Here is a 15,985-nt window from a genome sequence, read left to right on the forward strand (position 1 = left end):
AGAACCGGCTGGACAGCCGCCCGACGGCCACCCGGCCCCGCGAACCGGTCTCGGTGCGGAAGCGAACCGGTCTCGAGCCGGAACACGACCGATCTCGACGAGACAGGCCGGCAGGGACCGCGAGCGGGCCGCACGTCCGGACGCCCGGACGGAACACACGACGAGCTCCCCTCGACGCCGAGCACGCCCGGCTGCCACCTCGGCGTTAATCATCCAGCGCACGTAGGCCGCTCGGCGCGCTCAACGCCGCGGCATGAGGAAGGAGCTGCCGAGTGCGAAGGGGAAGCCCGGCTTGAGCACGGCGTCCACGACCGGTTGCGCCATCTCGATAAGGCCCTCGGTCTCGAAGCCCTGCTCGCCGCTGGGGTCGGAGGCCAGCAGCCGGGAGTAGGGCACGTCGAGGTCCAGCAGGGCCATGCCGTCGGCGTGATTGGCGTGGTCCCACGCGCCGCCCCTCATCTCGAGCAGGGTGCCCAGGTGGAAGTGCATGACCTGTTCGCCGTCCGGGCCGTCAACGTCGCTGGGCACGCTCAGCACGTGGTGGGGCTCGGGGTCGCGCGGGGCGCGCAGAGTGAACAGGAGGATGGCGCCGTCGCGGGCGGCGCGCAGCATGAGCCGCGCCAGGTGGACGGTGAAGCCGGTGATGTCGAAGTCGGAGGGGCTGGAGCCCATGGCCTCCTCGACGGTCAGCGCAGGCGTCAGGGGGACGGCGGCGCCGCGCCTGGGGTCGTTGAAGGCGCGACGCCCGGTGGGGGCCTCGGCGCGCAGCCGCAGGATCGGGCCGGACTCGGCGCCGGCGGCGACGTCGGCGGGATCGGCGCCGGGCGCCAGCAGGGTGCCGGTCTCCACGACCTCGACCCAGCCTTCGGGGGCGGTCGAGGGGCCGGGCTCGGTCTCGACGACGCCCATGCCGAGCACCGTGGCGAAGTCGGTGCCGTCGGTGGCCCGGTGCCAGGTGATCTCGGCGTCGTCGTGCCAGATGGGGACGGCGCCGTTGAAGGGGATCCCGAAGCGGACGTGCTCGGGGGCCGCGTGCCGGCCCCGGGCGGGGGCGGCGGCGTGACGGGCGCGCCGGACGTGGCGGGCCCGCCGGGCGCGCCGGGTTTCCGTGCTTCTGCTACGGGTCGCGTCCGGGGGCGGTGACCCGGAAGAACCGGTGCCGGCGTTGTGCTTCCCCGCGGAGTACTCGCTCATGGCAGCAGCCTACGGGGCACGCCCGCCAATGGCGCGGCGCCGAGGAGGTTCGGCGCGGGCGGGACGGACATGATGGACGAGCGAGAGCGGGCGCGGCTCCTTCCGGACCGTGCCGGGAGGCGCCGCACTGCGGGGCTTTCGCTCAGGGGCCCGGCTCAGCCGTTCTTGGCCGTCACCTTCGCGCGAGTCGAGTAGGCCTCATAGGTCTTGCCGTCGCTCTTGCTGGTCACGGCATCCCGCTCGTAGGCCAGGGTCGTGGCGCCCTCGGGCAGGGGGTCGGCCTTGTCGCCCTTCCCCGGGACGCCGAAGGCGAACCACCCGTCGATGTGGTTGGTGCCGTAGTCGTCGTAGTCGATCGGGTCCAGGCCGGCCTGCTTCATGTCGTCCTCGACGCCCGACGACTTGCGCAGGGCCTGATGATTCTTGTTGTTGTCGTCGATGAGGGTCAAAGTCTGACTGGTCTCGGAGCCGAACGAGACGTTGCCCGAGAAGTCCAGGGTGCAGTGCAGCAGGTAGATCGTCTCGCCCTGGGCCGGGGAGCCCGCCTTGTACTGAGCGGCGTCGAAGTTCGGCACGAGCTGGTCACAGGTCTCGGTCAGGCCGATGGCCTCGTCGGTGAAGGTGATGGGCTCGATCGCCTGGGCCCCGGCCGGCGCCGCCCCCTGGCCGGGAGCGGCCGAGCCGCCGGGAGACTGACTGGCCCCCGGGGACGAGCCGCCGGGAGACTGGCTCGCCCCAGCGGTCGAGCCTCCCCCGGCCTGCACGACCTCGTCCTCGCAGGCGGACACTCCGACGGCACAGGCAGCAGCGGCGACAATACTGAGGACCTTCACGGTGGTACGCATAAGGGATTCCGTTCTCTGTGGGATCGGCGACAGGGCCAAGTGTGCTGAATGCGCGTCATGACAGCGATGGGGAGACGTCCCCGGGGAGACTTCCGGGGGCGGGCGCCCGCCGCCGGCGGCCCAGGTCCTCCACCACGGCCAGGAACCGCTGACCGCCGCCTGCCGCTGCCGGGCCGCCGCCTCACCTCGTCGAGATAGACATTTTCGTACGAGGTAGACGGTGTCACCGTCTACCTCGTACGAAAATGTCTATCTCGACGCAGGGCGCGCCGTTCTGAGGCCGGGCGAGAGGCGCTGGAGGCGCTGGAGGCGCCGTCTGCGCGGCAGGTACTTCTTGGGGAACCGTCGGCGGCGCAGCGCCCCCATCCTCTTGCGCTCGTGAACAGTCGGTTTCGGGCGCAGTCCGGATGAGTGCGGTCCCGTCACTCTTGGAGGCGTGCCGCCACCGGGCAGGAGCCCTGGCCGTCAGCTACAGGCCGACGGTGCGCGTGCAGTCGGGCCAGTGGCCGCCGCCCGAAAAAGCATCCGCCCCGACTCACCGCCCGCCGCTCAGGAGGACCCGGAGCACATCCGGGGCGGTGTAGCGGCGCGGCTGGGAGCCGGGGTTGACGATCCTCAGGATGCCGAGGTCGGCGAGCTGGCCGACGAGGCTATTGGCGCGCCCGTAGGACAGGCCCATCTCGCGCTCGACCCTGCGCACGGTGAAGGACGGGTTGGCCACGGCGAGATCGACCAGGGAGAGCGCCCGGGCCGAGCGCAGCGACGATGTCCGGACGCGCTCCCGGAGCTTCTCCTGCACCGACACCAGCACCAGCATCTGCTCCTTGGTCCCGGTCGCGGCGTCGGCGAGACCGCGTGCGAAGAAGGACAGGAAGGAGTCCCAGTCGCCGTCCGTGCTCACGCCGAGGAGCGTGTCGTAGTACTCGGTGCGCCGGGCCTCGAACCAGGGGGAGACGGTGAGCGTCGGCTCCGTCAGCAGGCCCGTCCCGAGAAGCGTCAGCACAATGAGGTACCGCCCGATCCGCCCGTTGCCGTCGCGGAAAGGGTGAAGCGTCTCGAACTGGTAGTGGGCCATGCCCGCCGCGACGACCGGGTCGATGCGCTCGGCGTGATCAGCCCTGAGCCAGTCGACGAGAGCCGTCACGCCGGCGCGCAGCTGGTCCCCCGGCGGCGCGGGGACGAACCTGCTGGCCTCGACCGGCGTTGCCCAAGACCCCGCCCCCGCCACGTCGCGGCGTCCGATGACGACCTGCCCCTCGCGCAGCCGGCCGGACTCCCCCTCCAGCGGCGTTCCACGCATGAGGCGCCCCTGGAGGTCCTCGATAAGGCCCAGGGTGAGCGGTCGCCCCTCGCGCATCCAGTCGAAGCCGAGCTGCGCCATGCCGACATAGTTGAGGATCTCCGTCATCTCAGCGGATGCGGGGACGTCGTCATCGGCTGTCAGCACCTCGCCGAGGGGGGCGTACGTCCCCTCGAGCGCCGAGGTGGACTGAGCCTCCCGGCGCAGCGAGGGCGCCCGAAGCAGGTAGGGGTTCGGGAGGCGTCGCGCGGTGGCGTCCAGGGCCGCAAGCGCCCGCCCGGCCGCCGCGACGGCCCGATGCGTCGCGCCTGAGAGCAGCGGCTCGTCCCGTCCCAGGGGAGCCGGGATGAAGGCCGAATGACGCCAGTCGCCGAGATACGGGTCCGACCCGCTGATCCCGGCGGGCTCCCCCATCGACGGATTCCTGAACATCTCCACGTCCACGATGTCACCTAACGATCGTTGTATGACATGCGCAAGGGGAACTTTGCACACAATGGCCGCTTGTGTGCAAAACCGACCCGAGCATGTCACACAGGCGGCATGACCCTGAGGCGCCCCTGCGGCCGGGCGGGCTGGGCGGCGGGGGAACCGGCGTCGGGCCACAGTCCTCAGCGGGCGGCTCCGCCTACGAGCTACGGGCCTCGCCGCGCGCGCCGCTCGGCCTTGCGCGAGCGCTCCCAGCGCTGGACCGGACGCGCGGTCAGCGCCAGGAGGGCCAGGACACCCAGGCCCGAGGTCACGATGAGGGAGAAGGTCGCCCCCCGCACCCCGACGGCGGACACCTGGGACATGTCCGCCAGGACGAAGAGCGTCAGCGCCCCGAGAAGGGCGATCCGCCCACGCGGGTGTCCGCGCCAGGCGGCCACGCCCAGGGCCGCCACGGCCGCGATCATGCCGGCCGACATCACGCTGAGCGACCCGTAGACGATCTCGGTCGCCCCGGGCACGCCCTCGCGGTTGAGCTCGGCGGCCATCGTGCCCACAGCGGGATCGCGGAAGAGCTGGGCCGCCTGCACCCCCAGCAGCATCACAATGAGGGCCAGGGCCACGAGCAGCTGGGAGGGACGCTGGCGGTTCGCCTGGGCGTCCGCGGCCCGGGCCCGGGCCAGCTCCACGGAGTGCACCGAGTTCGGGACGACGGCGTCCAGGTCCAGCACGTAGAGGTCACCGTCGGTCTCCACCCGGTCCCCGCCGCCGTTCTTGTCGTGGTAGGCGGTGAAGAAGTCCGGCCACACCCCCAGGCCCGCCGCCGCGTTGGCCCAGCGGACGTCGTCGACGACGAAGTTGCGCTCGATGTCGATGTCGGCGTCGATCTTGTGGGTGACCTGGAAGGTGAGGGCGCTCAGCCCCACGGAGCGGTCGTAGGTCGCGCCGGCCAGCCAGTCCACGCTGCGGCCCCCGGGCAGGACCCATCCGCCCGGCGTGTGCCAGAAGCGCACGTGGTGCCGCTGGGAGGGGTTGCCCTCGACCTCCTTCTGGTAGGCGAAGTCCTGGCCTCGCCCGAAGAGCATGAGGGTGGAGACGGGGGCTGCCGGGTAGGAGCGGCGCATCAGGGAGGAGACGACGATGCGCAGCGCGGAGCGCGGGGTGATCGCGTCGGCGCGGGTCCAGCCCGCCGCCCGCATGGCCGCGTGGATGTCGTCCTCGTCCCCGCGAACCGCCAGGTTGACCGGGTCCCCCAGGAGGCCGTCCGGGGTGCGGGTGCGGCCGATGAAGTAGTCGGGCACGTACAGCCAGGTGAGGACCTGGTGGACGCGCGGGATCGCCAGGTAGGCCAGCACCGCCCAGAACAGGACCGAGTTGAGCACGAGCCAGGGCTCCAGGTGCCAGCCCGAGGCGATGAGCAGCCAGGCCAGCCACAGGGTGGCCGCGGCGGCGACGGCGAAGAAGACGGCGTCGACGACGTCGTCCAGGCCCCAGGTCCGGGAGCGGGCCGGACTGACCTTCTCCCCGCCGTCCCGGTACAGGGGCGGGGACGTGGGGCGCGGCCGGGTCTTCACAGGGGCGCTCATGGGAGCCAGGTTACAGAGCGAGCGCTCTTCGGGCGGGAAGACCGGGGCACGACGGCGGGGCGGGTCTCCCGGCCCGGGAGCTCTCCCGGCGGCCCAGGGTCCGGCGGCGGGCGCCGCGGCGCGCTCAGCGAGGCGTACGACGACGGAGCGCGCCCCGGCCCGGCGCCGCCGACTCAGCCGCACCGGGCGCCGTCGTCGTCAGAAGTCCCAGTCCTCGTCCTGGGTGGCCTCGGCGGTGCCGATGACGTAGGAGGAGCCCGAGCCGGAGAAGAAGTCGTGGTTCTCGTCGGCGTTGGGGCTCAGGGAGGCCAGGATCGCCGGGTTGACGTCCACGGCGTCGGCCGGGAAGAGCGCCTCGTAGCCCAGGTTCATGAGGGCCTTGTTGGCGTTGTAGCGCAGGAACTTCTTGACGTCCTCGGTCAGCCCCAGCTCGTCGTAGAGGTCCTCGGTGTACTGCTCCTCGTTGTCGTACAGCTCCATGAGCAACTCGAAGGTGTAGTCCTTGAGCTCGGCCTGACGCCCCGGGGAGGACTCGCGCACCGCCAGCTGGTACTTGTAGCCGATGTAGTAGCCGTGCACGGCCTCGTCGCGGATAATGAGGCGGATGAGGTCGGCGGTGTTGGTCAGCTTGGCGTGGCTGGACCAGTACATGGGGGCGTAGAAGCCGGAGTAGAACAGGAAGGACTCCAGCATGGTGGAGGCCACCTTGCGCTTCTCCGCGTCGTCGCCGCGGTAGTAGTCCAGGATAATGCGGGCCTTGCGCTGGAGGTTCTCGTTCTCCTCGCTCCAGCGGAAGGCCTCGTCGATCTCGGCGGTGGAGATGAGGGTGGAGAAGATCGAGGAGTAGGAGCGGGCGTGCACCGACTCCATGAAGGCGATATTGGTGTAGACCGCCTCCTCATGGGGGGTGCGGGCGTCGGGGATCAGCGAGACGGCGCCCACCGTGCCCTGGATGGTGTCCAGCAGGGTCAGGCCGGTGAACACGCGGGTGGTCATGTTCTTCTCGGGCTCGGTCAGGGTCGCCCACGACTGCACGTCATTGGACAGCGGCACCTTCTCGGGCAGCCAGAAGTTGCCGGTCAGGCGGTCCCAGACCTCCAGGTCCTTGTCGTCGATGAGGCGGTTCCAGTTGACGGCCTGGACGCGGTCGATGAGCTTGATCGGCTCGGGCATGGGAGCTCCTCCCGGACGGGTGCGGCTGACGCCGTCATGCTACCGACGGCGGGTGGTGGGCCCCGGCGCGCCCGGTTCCCGCGACGAACCGATTGATGCGGTGATGTTGTGATGCGATGATATTTGCATGCGCACCACACTCGAGATCGACGACAGGGTCCTCGCAGTTGCGCGCGAGCGGGCGCGCCGCGAGGGAGTCTCGCTGGGCAGGGCCGTCTCGGACCTCGCCCTCCGGGGCGCTGGCGGGGGGACCTGGGCTGCGAGCAGGCGGGGCGTGCCGCTCTTCACGCCGCGGGCCGGCGAATCCGCACCGGTGGTGACGCCGGAGACGGTGGAGAGGTATCGCGATGGTGAGGAGTGACGCCCCGCTGCGGCTCCTCGACGTCAATACTCTGATCGCGCTGTCCCTGCCGAACCATGTGCACCACGGGCTGGTGTCCAGGTGGTTCGACGGCGTTGCGCGCTGGGCGACCTGCTCGATCACGCAGTCCGCGTACATCCGCCTCCTGCTCAATCCGAAGGTGACGGGTTTTCCCGTCGCCGCCGGCCGGGCTCGTGAGGGGCTCGCGCAGCTGTGCCGGGTCGAGGGGCACGAGTTCCTGGCCGACGACGCGCCCCTGGCGGAGCCCCTCATCGACATGACGGGACTCGTCGGGTTCCGACAGGTGACGGACCTTCATCTTGTCGATCTCGCGGCGCGGCACAGTGCCGTTCTCGCCACCATCGACGGGCGCATCCCCGACGCCCTGGTCGCGGGCGACCGCCGGCACGTCGAGCTCATCGAGGTGTGACACATGAGGACGACGGCGAGGCATGCGGATGCGAGCCGCGCGCGGTCAGGCGCCGGAGCGGGCCGGGTGCCCGTGACCTGGACGTGATCGAGTGGTAGACTCGACATTGTCCTAATCCACGACGAGCGACGAGCAGTGACGCGACGAGTGAGTGGCCGGCAATCATGTCAATCGATACTCGTCTGGATGCGACGCCGTCCGACATCGCGACGTCGGCGGAGACGGTCGGCGATATTAAGACGAATGTTGACAGCGCCGAGGATGACCTGATTAGCGCGGGCAAAATCATTGCCGGCGACCTGGAGGGCGAGTCGGCGGACGCCGCCCACCGGGCGCTCGACGATTATGTCACCACATGCGAGGATCTGGTATCGGATCTGGAGAGCTACAGGGCCGCGCTGGACAACCTCTCATGGGCCCTGAGTGCCATCAAGACGGATCTGGAGGGGATCCGCAGCAGAGCCACCGAGGGAGGACTGGAGCTCGTCGGGGAAACCATTATTCGTCCGACAGATTCCTGCTCTTCTTCCGGGGACAGCCCAGGCGGCGGTTCTTCGCCTCACCCCGGGAGTAGTTGTAGTGGCACCGAGGTTGGTGGCGGGGAAAGCGATGAAAAGCAGCAGAAAATCATTCTGTATACTACTCTGCAGACCGACACCGACGACATCCGCAGCCGAGAGGCTGAGGCCCGTCAAGCCTTTGCGGACGCCTGCCTGAAGATCACTAATCCGATTTACCACACTGTGGCGGGCGCAGCGGGCGGCTATTTTATTCCCTCGACCGAAGGCGGCGGCCCGATCACGGCGGCACGTGTCGGCAAATGGGGCGTCAGCCGTATCGGAGACGCCGTTAAGCTGACGCGGGCCGCCGGGCTGAGAGCGAGCGGAGCGGATGTTGCTCGCTACAACTGCAAAACGATGACATGGCGCTCAGCCGACCAGGGAAGACACGCCAGTAAATGGGCCAGGAGCAAAAAGCCGACGATGACCCAGGCCGGTGGCAGGGGAACGCGGCAGTGGAAGCATGCGCTCAGTGATCGCAAGCTCGGGAACTGGAGGGTGCCCGCTTCGGCCGAGGGATCCACGGGGGCCAAGGTCGCAAACGCGGCGCAGAAAGTTGCAGACAGTAAGGCACTGAAATACGCAGGCCGCGCGGGCACCGCGGTGAGCTTCGGTGTCGATGCCTACGAGCAGTGGCAGAAGGACTCGAAGGACCCGTCGATGGGCCAGGGAGAGAAGGTGGCCCGGGCAGCGACGAAGGGCGCCGCCTCCGCCGCCGGCGGCTGGGCCGGCGCCCAGGCGGGCGCTGCGATTGGCGCATGTGTCGGCGGACCGGTTGGTGCCGCGACATGCTGGCGGAGGCCTTCAACCTGGGCCGCAATACCGTTGCGCTCATCCAGCCCGCCGTCGGAGGGTTCATGACTTTCGGCGGAGGGGCCCTGCTGGTCAATGGCGACGGCCCGCTGATGTGGATTTTCGCCCCAGGTTCGCTCGCGTGCCTGGCGGTGGCGGCCTTGGGCCTGATCCCGTTTCCGTTGCCGCGTTTCATGTATCCGGAGTGGCAGATGGCGAGGCGTCGGCGGCGGAACAGGATGACCGCCGCCGACACGGCAGAAGAGGCCTGGCGGAGATCGGAGAACTCATCGGAATCTCCCGGCGACGGCTCGCCGCCCCGCTCCCATCGGGCCGGCAGACACCGCAAGTGACCGCCCCATCTCCCAGGAGGCCGGACTGAGGATCCGATGCTCGTGCTCTCATCAGGCGCCATGGCATGGTGCTCCTGCCGCTCGCAGGGCGCGGCCGCCGGCTTCGCAGGTGGCGCGGGCGGGCGACAAACGACCGTTGGACGATCGCAGACGGTCCGGCCGGAGCCGCCGGCGGCGTGATCATCGGACCGCCCGGGGCCAAGCGAGCGGGTCCCCGCCTCAGCCCAGGATCTCCTTGAGGAGCCGGCGGCTGTAGTCGTCGGTGTCGTACGTCGGCCCGCTGATGACGCCGTCCGACATGGACACATAGAGGGACTCCGCTTCCGGGTAATGGGGCCCGGTCGGGTCCTCGAGGCTGATCGAGACCCTCTCGATCACGGGAGCGCCTCGGATCGCCCGGATGAGCTCGGCGGCGAGGTCGCGCCCGTTCCCCAAGCCCTTGCCGATGGGGGCCAGACCATCGTCGTCGGAGCGACGGTATCCGATATTGAGATAGGGACCGTCATGGGTGTTCCAGTACGTGTCCACTTCCAGGCGGTGTCTCAGTCCCTGCGAACTGGGAGCGGGAACGGAGGAGAGAATCCTCTCCAGGGGAAAATCAGACAGGTCGTCGTCGCTCGTGGCCTGAACGCCGATGTCCCAGCCCGGCAAGGAGATGCTGCTCTGGAACTCAACGCGCTCCCGATCGAGCTCCTGCGCGCTGAGCACGAAATCGTCTGGCAACTCGTCCTGAGCCTCGTACAGGATCCTCATCGAAGGAACATCGACAATCTGGGCGCTCCCCTGTGCGATCTCCATCGCCCACTCGAGCAGGCCCTGATCGTGAGACTTGTCCCAGTCCTCACGATCCCAGAGACCAATGCTGTCGGTATTGTAATCGATCAGGGTGCCGCTGTAGCACCAGGAGACCCATATCCTGACATCGGCCTTCTTCCCCACCTTGCGAGCCGCACCTCGGAGCATGCCGACGAAGGCGTCTATCGAGGTGTCGTCCTTGACTCGCAGGTGAACCTCGATGAAGCTCGGCGCGTCCCCGCCGAGACTGTAACTCACCTCTGACTTCTCCACGATGTCCTGGCCGGAGAAGTAGCTCTTGAGAGCACGGTAGTCCGAGCTGGTGAGCGCGCACCCCGAGGCGCCGCAGAGAAGCCCCAGGGCGGAGCCGGCCAGGAGGGCTCTGCGGGTGGGCAAGGAGGAACGTGCGATAGGAACCATGGTGGAGAACCTATCGGCGCCGCCCCGAGGTCTCTACGGGGAGGCTTCCCCGTTGGCCCCCTCACGGCCGGCCGTCAGACGAGACAATGGGGGCATGAATGGAGATCCGAGCACTCCCCCGCAATTCACCGGCAAGGCCCCCGTCCTCCTGGCCGGACTGGTCGATACCGCGAGGCGGCTGGCGGAGCGGGCCGAGCCGGGCCGAGCCGTCGTCGGCATCACCGGTGCGCCGGGGTCGGGAAAGTCCACGCTCGCAGCCGCCCTGGAGACGGCGCTCGGCGAGCGGGGGCTGCTGGCGGGAATCGTGCCCATGGACGGCTTCCACATGTCCAACGCAGTCCTCGACGAGCTCGGCCGCCATGGGCGCAAGGGCGCGCCGGACACCTTCGACGTCGACGGCTACCTGGCGATCCTGGAGCGGGTGCGCCGGGTGGGCCCCGACGGCGAGCCCCGCGAGGTCCTGGCACCAGTGTACCGCCGCGACCTGCACGAGCCGGTGGCGGCGGGCACGCGGGTGGCGGGCCGCGGGATCGTCGTCACCGAGGGCAACTACCTGGCGCTGGACTCGCTGGGCTGGGAGGGAGCCCGGGAGCGGATCGACCTGCTCGTCATGCTGGAGGTGGACGAGGAGGAGCTCATCCGGCGCCTGGTGGCCCGGCACATGTCCTTCGGCCGGCACCGGGCCGACGCCGGTCACTGGGTGCGGGCCGTCGACCTGCCCAACGCCCGGCTCGTGTCCGCCTGCCGGGACCGCTGCGACGAGGTGTGGCGGATCGGCCGGTAGCGCAGCGCCAAGGTCGGGTGCGCGCCCCACCCCGACGTTGGACAGACCTCCCGCCCCGGGGCGGTGGCGAGCGCCTGGGACCGGCGCGTGGTGGCCCCGGGGCGGTGGAACGACGGCGTGAGCCGCAGTAAACGGCATGGGGCGGGCTCGCGCGGATCCCGATCTGCGAGGGCCTGTCGAGATGGGGCGAATCGGCGCCAGGTCTCCGCACGCTCATGGCGTCATGGGCGGGCTGCACATGGGAGAAACCCAGCACCCTCGCATCACAGCATGATTTTCGCGGAATTACGCGGAAAACGCGATGTGCCCGCCAGCTGGCAGTCGGCTCCCATGTGCGCAGACCCCCCTGCGCGCACATGGGAGCTCGGCAACCAGTGTTGACGCGCGCGGTGAAACCCCGAGATTCCAATGAAAAACGGCCTCGGTCGCCCGATCGCGCGTCTCTCCCATGTGCAACCGGGCCGCCGCGGCCCGCGGGTGAGCCGGCGCGGCTCCGCCGTCGTCCCCCTACCCTGGCACCATGACGTACTCGCAGCCGCACACCGTCACCCGCCACCAGATCTTCCAGACCAGCCTCATCACCGCCCTGGCCCAGGGCGTCTACGACGACGAGATGACGCTGGCCGAGCTGCTCGGGCACGGCTCCTTCGGGATCGGCACCTTCAACGGGCTCGACGGTGAGATGGTGATCCTGGGCGGCACCTGCTACCGGCTGCGCGGCGACGGCTCGGTGAGCGTGCCGGACCTGGGCGAGCGCACGCCGTACGCCGTCGTGACGAACTTCGTGCCGGCCATCCGCCAGGAGGTGGGCGGCGGGCTCAGCCGCGCGGAGTTCTCCGAGATTATCGACGGCCTCGTGCCGAGCTCGAACTACATGTACGCGCTGCGGGTGACGGGCCGCTTCGCGTGGGCGAGCGCGCGGACCGTGGTCAAGCAGAAGAGGCCCTACCGGCCGATGGTCGAGGCCACCGACGGCGAGGAGGTCGTGCGCCGCGAGGACTTCGAGGGGACTGTGGCGGGATTCCGCACGCCCCTGTACGAGCAGGGGATCTCCGTGGCCGGCTGCCACGCCCATGTCATTGACGAGAACCGCGCCTGGGGCGGGCACCTCGTGGACTTCGAGTTGACCCGGGGCGTCGCCGAGCTCTGCCTGGGCACCGACTTCCGTCTGAGGCTGCCGCTGACCGAGGAGTTCGGGGCGGCGGATCTGAGCGAGGACCTGAGCGAGGAGATCCGCCGGGTCGAGCACCACTGAGCGGAGCTGTGCCGTTCGGGATGTGGTGGGGCTGGTGTCTGGACTGCCTGGTGTTTCTCGGACATCCCGAAACACAGTTGTCAAGGATGTCCGAAACACGCTCTGCAGTCCATTCGCGCCCCAGCGGCAGCCCCCTCCGGGCCCGCCGCCGCGCCGCGCGCTGATCGTCACCGCCCCCGTCCCCAGTGGCCGCCGGCCTCCACGGAGGCGGGCATGCCGGGTGCTGCGGGGACGAACGCGTCGGCAGCCACAGGAACGGGCGCGCCGAGCGTCCGCCAGCCGGGAACCGTCGTCGTGCCGTACTCGCCCGCGCTGACACAGTCCTGGACCTGCCACAGCCCCGGCAGGCCGACCGCCGCCCGGGCGCGGCGCGCGCCCACCGCCAGAGGGGCGAGCCTGACCAGGCTGATGAGCCACGTCAGCAGCGGCAGGGCCAGGACGGCCGCCCCGGGAAGGGCCGGCGCGCCGCCCGCCGGGGCGAGCAGCCACCACAGGACCGCCGTCTCCCCCATGATCACGAGAAACGACACCGGCTTGATCGCCCCGTCAACGGCCCACCAGGCCGCGAGCGCGCCCCCGCCGTCCCGCCCGCGGGCCTCCGGCCAGGCCCAGGGGCCGCGCGCCTCTCCCGCCCAGGACAGCAGAGCGCGCCTCACCCGGGCGTCGTAGGCGATATCCCGCAGGGCGGAGAGCGTCCCGCTGACCACCATGACCCCGCCCAGCACCGCCGCGAGGACACCGAGGATCCACCCCCGGCCCGCCCCGAGCCGGGCGACGGCCACGACGAGGAGCAGCAGGCCAGCATGAAGGGGCATCCACCCGCCCCGGGAGCTGCGCCGGCGCTCGGCCGCCAGGTGGCTGAGCCGCTCGACCGCCACCCCGCACTCCCACGGCGTCGCACTTCCCGACCGGGTGGCGGAAGCGTCCCGCGCCCAGGCCCACGGGCCCGCCACGAGGGCGTCGTCGGGCACCTCCAGGATCGCTGTCGAGCCCCGCCCCGCCCCGGGGAGGGCTGACACCGGGGCCTCGCCCTCGTTGACGACGACGCGCCCGTCCAGGCCGACGCGGGCCACGCCGCCAGCCAGGAGCGCCTCCTCCAGGCCCCGGATCTGCCGCCCCCAGCGCAGGCGCCCCGCCACAGTGAGCACCCAGGTGCTCAGGCCGACGACGCACAGCAGGCCGAGCTCGATGTCGCCCAGCCCCCAGGAGCGCAGGGTGCCCAGGCTCAGGGAGCCGATGGAGCGGCCCAGGCTCACCGGCGTCTCCCCCGCCGTCCACGCGACAGTCAGGACGCCGGCGACCAGGAGGATGAGCACCCACAGCCCCATCCCCCACCGTCCCGTGCGGGCCGGCTGACGCCGGGAGCGCCCGGGACCGGCCTGCGCCCAGGCCGGGGCCGCCCAGCCGGCAGCGGTGTGGTGGCCGCGGGAGCGGGCCCAGGCCCGCAGCGCCCGCAGGTGCAGCTGTTCGGTGGTGGCGCCGTCGATGACGCCGTACAGCTCGGCACCGAGGATGGCGACCCCCGCGAGCGCGGCCGCGGCGCTGACGACCATGGGCGCGGTCCGCCAGGCGAGCGCGTCGCCGGTGGCCCAGGGCCGGGCCCCAGCGTAGAGCATGAGGGCGGCGGTGAGCACCATGCCGACGTCGAAGACGCGCTGGCCCTGACGGGCGACGGCGCGCGCCGATTCCAGCAGGTCGGCCAGGGCGCGCCTAGTCCGCGCCTCGCCGCCTCCGGCCGCACCGGAGCCGACGCCGCCCGAGTACGGGCTCGCCTGCGGGGCACCGGAGCCGGCGATGTCGTCAGCGGCCTTGGGCAGGAGGGCCACCCGCGCATCCAGAAGGGTGACGTTGACCAGCCCGGAGCGGTTGGGGCGGGTGGAACCCTCGGCGAACCGGGTGCGCGCCGGGCCCGTGCGGGGCACGGCCGCCTCCCCCTCCGGCAGCACGGCGGGGTCGTCGGTAAAGCGCTGGATGAGGGTCCAGGCCCCGGTCTCCAGGCCCGTCAGCCCGACGGCGGCGCGGGCGCGCCCCAGCCTCGCCGACAGCACAAGGTTGCTGATCAGGCCGCCGCCGACCATGCCGGCTACGAGCGCTATCCCCGCCGAGCCCACCGCGTCCCAGTAGGGGGCAGGGGCGCAGGCCCGAGCGAGGGTCGTCATGACCGCGGGGGCTGCGGCCGCCCACGCCAGCCCGGGCAGACGGCGGGGCAGCGTGGTCCGCATCCACTGGCCGACGGCGGGCAGGGCGCCGGGACCGACGACGTCGTCGGCCTCCCGCGGGCCTGTCCCGGCCAGGGACTCCCATGAGCCGCCATGGCGGGCCCGGGGATGGCTCGGCGCCGGGGCGCTGCGGGACCAGGCGACGGCGGCGCGCACGTGGGCGCGGGCGGACTTCCACTGCCAGTAGCTGATGTAGAGGGTGATGAGCGCGACGGGGACCAGGGCGATGAGAAGGAGGAGGGAGCCGGTGGCGGGGTCGTCGTCCGTCCTGGCGAGGATCTGGATGCCCGTGGCCAGGAGGATCAGCGGCGTGTAGACCTCCCGTATGAGGGGGAGGGCGGCGGGGCGGTGGAGGAAGGCGGTCGAGAGCATCTCGACGGCGGCCTCGGCCCTCCACGGGGCGCGCTCGGCCCGCTGGGCCGAGGTGGGGCCGTCGAGGTAGGGGGTGCTCAGGGGCGTGCCGCTGGGACGGATGAAGCCGTTGTCCGCGACGGTGGGGCGCTCAGCGTAAGGGTGGGGCGCGTCGTCGGAGGTGGTGGTGCTCATGGCTCCACGTTACGGAGCAGTCGTGGGCGGCGGTCCGCTCACCGTCCCGGTTCGAGGACGACCGGATGGGGGGCGGCCCTGCCCGGTGGCCGGTCGGCGCGGTTCCGTACGTCGCAAGCCTCCGCGCTCGTCACCGGTCCGCCGATCCCCGGCCGGCACCTGGTCCGCCGATCCCCGGCCGGGGCCCGGGGCGTCCGCTTCGAGCCGGGACAGGCGTGCATGCGGTATTCGAAACCCGCATTCTCAGCGCTCCGGCCCGAGCCTCGCAGTTTTTCGGCCACCGCGCGGCCAGTGCACGAAAACCGCATGAATTCCGTATGAATCTCCTGTTAAAAGCGAGGCGCTCCGCAGTACTCGCTCGTACGCGGGTACATTGCAGGAATGGCACGTCACTCATCAGCGCGAGTATCGCGCCGCTCCATCCTGGGCGCCACCTCTGTCGGAATCGCGGCTTCCGGGACTGCCGCATGCTCTCGCGCCTCCTCACCCGGCTCCGGAGGCGAGGGAAGCGCGACCGCAGAAGGTGACTCCCTCATTTCCGCAAACGCCTCGGCCTCCGCACCGGGTCAGCCGGAGGTCCCCACCCTTGATGAGCTCGTCGCAGAGGTTCAAGGCAAATTCGCTCAGGAAACGTACAGCGATCCGGATACCGGTAAGGATGGCTGGAATTAAACAAAATGACATTCTGGGACAGCCGCTGCGAGATTCCTGGTTGGCGTCTGCGGAGCACCTCGTATAAGATAGTCTCATGCAGATCGACATGACGAACGAGGAACGGGACATCCTCATCAGGTGGAAGAAGCGCTCGGACACCTACAGGCTGGTGAGAATGAAGGCGGAGGCGATTCTGTACGCCTGGCGCGGCGTCGGCCTGGATATTATCGCGGAGATGGTCGAGCGGGCCGAGGGGACGGTACGTGAGTGGCTGTCGGAATGGCGGCAG

12 protein-coding genes and 1 pseudogene are annotated in these 15,985 nt (G+C 70.5%); 6 read left to right on the forward strand and 7 right to left on the reverse strand.

The window, feature by feature from the left end; translation table 11 throughout:
* Positions 1-240: 240 nt before the first annotated feature.
* The 5 genes from O145_RS14140 to nrdF all read right to left on the reverse strand — a co-directional run bounded on the left by O145_RS14140 (position 241) and on the right by nrdF (position 6,527).
* Positions 241-1,194, reverse strand: a complete 954-nt coding sequence (locus O145_RS14140) for a hypothetical protein (protein WP_043564135.1) — start codon at positions 1,192-1,194, stop codon at positions 241-243.
* A gap of 155 nt (positions 1,195-1,349) precedes the next feature.
* On the reverse strand, positions 1,350-2,039 hold the full coding sequence (locus O145_RS14145) for a hypothetical protein (RefSeq protein WP_043564136.1): 690 nt from the start codon (positions 2,037-2,039) through the stop codon (positions 1,350-1,352).
* Between the two features lie 535 nt (positions 2,040-2,574).
* Positions 2,575-3,783: a Fic family protein gene (locus O145_RS14150; protein WP_229118598.1), complete on the reverse strand. Its 1,209-nt coding sequence runs from the start codon at positions 3,781-3,783 to the stop codon at positions 2,575-2,577.
* A 191-nt stretch (positions 3,784-3,974) separates the two neighbouring features.
* Positions 3,975-5,354, reverse strand: coding sequence for an LssY C-terminal domain-containing protein (locus O145_RS14155; protein ID WP_052375218.1), 1,380 nt, complete (start codon positions 5,352-5,354; stop codon positions 3,975-3,977).
* Positions 5,355-5,552: 198 nt separating this feature from the next.
* On the reverse strand, positions 5,553-6,527 hold the full coding sequence (nrdF, locus tag O145_RS14160) for a class 1b ribonucleoside-diphosphate reductase subunit beta (RefSeq protein ID WP_043564140.1): 975 nt from the start codon (positions 6,525-6,527) through the stop codon (positions 5,553-5,555).
* A gap of 127 nt (positions 6,528-6,654) precedes the next feature.
* Here nrdF and O145_RS14165 point away from each other — a divergent pair, with 127 nt between their 5' ends.
* The 3 genes from O145_RS14165 (at position 6,655) to O145_RS18480 (ending at position 8,739) form a co-directional block, all read left to right on the forward strand.
* Complete coding sequence (locus O145_RS14165; RefSeq protein ID WP_043564155.1) at positions 6,655-6,888, forward strand: hypothetical protein; 234 nt, start codon at positions 6,655-6,657, stop codon at positions 6,886-6,888.
* Positions 6,875-7,318 (forward strand): TA system VapC family ribonuclease toxin, encoded by a 444-nt coding sequence (locus O145_RS14170; RefSeq protein ID WP_043564143.1) that lies wholly within the window; start codon positions 6,875-6,877, stop codon positions 7,316-7,318. Before O145_RS14165 ends, O145_RS14170 begins: the two co-directional genes overlap by 14 nt.
* 164 nt (positions 7,319-7,482) lie before the next feature.
* Positions 7,483-8,739: a hypothetical protein gene (locus O145_RS18480; RefSeq protein WP_156966803.1), complete on the forward strand. Its 1,257-nt coding sequence runs from the start codon at positions 7,483-7,485 to the stop codon at positions 8,737-8,739.
* Between the two features lie 503 nt (positions 8,740-9,242).
* On the opposite strand, the gene O145_RS14180 is transcribed toward O145_RS18480, so the two are convergent.
* Positions 9,243-10,091: a hypothetical protein gene (locus O145_RS14180; protein WP_454931460.1), complete on the reverse strand. Its 849-nt coding sequence runs from the start codon at positions 10,089-10,091 to the stop codon at positions 9,243-9,245.
* Between the two features lie 241 nt (positions 10,092-10,332).
* Between O145_RS14180 and O145_RS14185 the strand changes: the two genes are divergently transcribed.
* Together O145_RS14185 and budA are read left to right on the forward strand one after the other, a co-directional pair.
* Positions 10,333-11,022 (forward strand): nucleoside/nucleotide kinase family protein, encoded by a 690-nt coding sequence (locus tag O145_RS14185; RefSeq protein WP_043564147.1) that lies wholly within the window; start codon positions 10,333-10,335, stop codon positions 11,020-11,022.
* Positions 11,023-11,542: 520 nt separating this feature from the next.
* Entirely contained in the window at positions 11,543-12,277 is a 735-nt protein-coding gene (gene budA, locus O145_RS14190; RefSeq protein WP_043564149.1) for an acetolactate decarboxylase, read from the forward strand.
* Positions 12,278-12,444: 167 nt separating this feature from the next.
* Here budA and O145_RS14195 read toward each other — a convergent pair whose 3' ends face one another.
* Positions 12,445-15,042, reverse strand: a complete 2,598-nt coding sequence (locus O145_RS14195) for a hypothetical protein (protein ID WP_084682653.1) — start codon at positions 15,040-15,042, stop codon at positions 12,445-12,447.
* Between the two features lie 748 nt (positions 15,043-15,790).
* Between O145_RS14195 and O145_RS14200 the strand changes: the two are divergent.
* A pseudogene (locus O145_RS14200) lies at positions 15,791-15,985 on the forward strand (helix-turn-helix domain-containing protein); the annotation flags it as partial.

Source organism: Actinomyces israelii DSM 43320, assembly GCF_000711965.1.
Taxonomy (GTDB): domain Bacteria; phylum Actinomycetota; class Actinomycetes; order Actinomycetales; family Actinomycetaceae; genus Actinomyces; species Actinomyces israelii.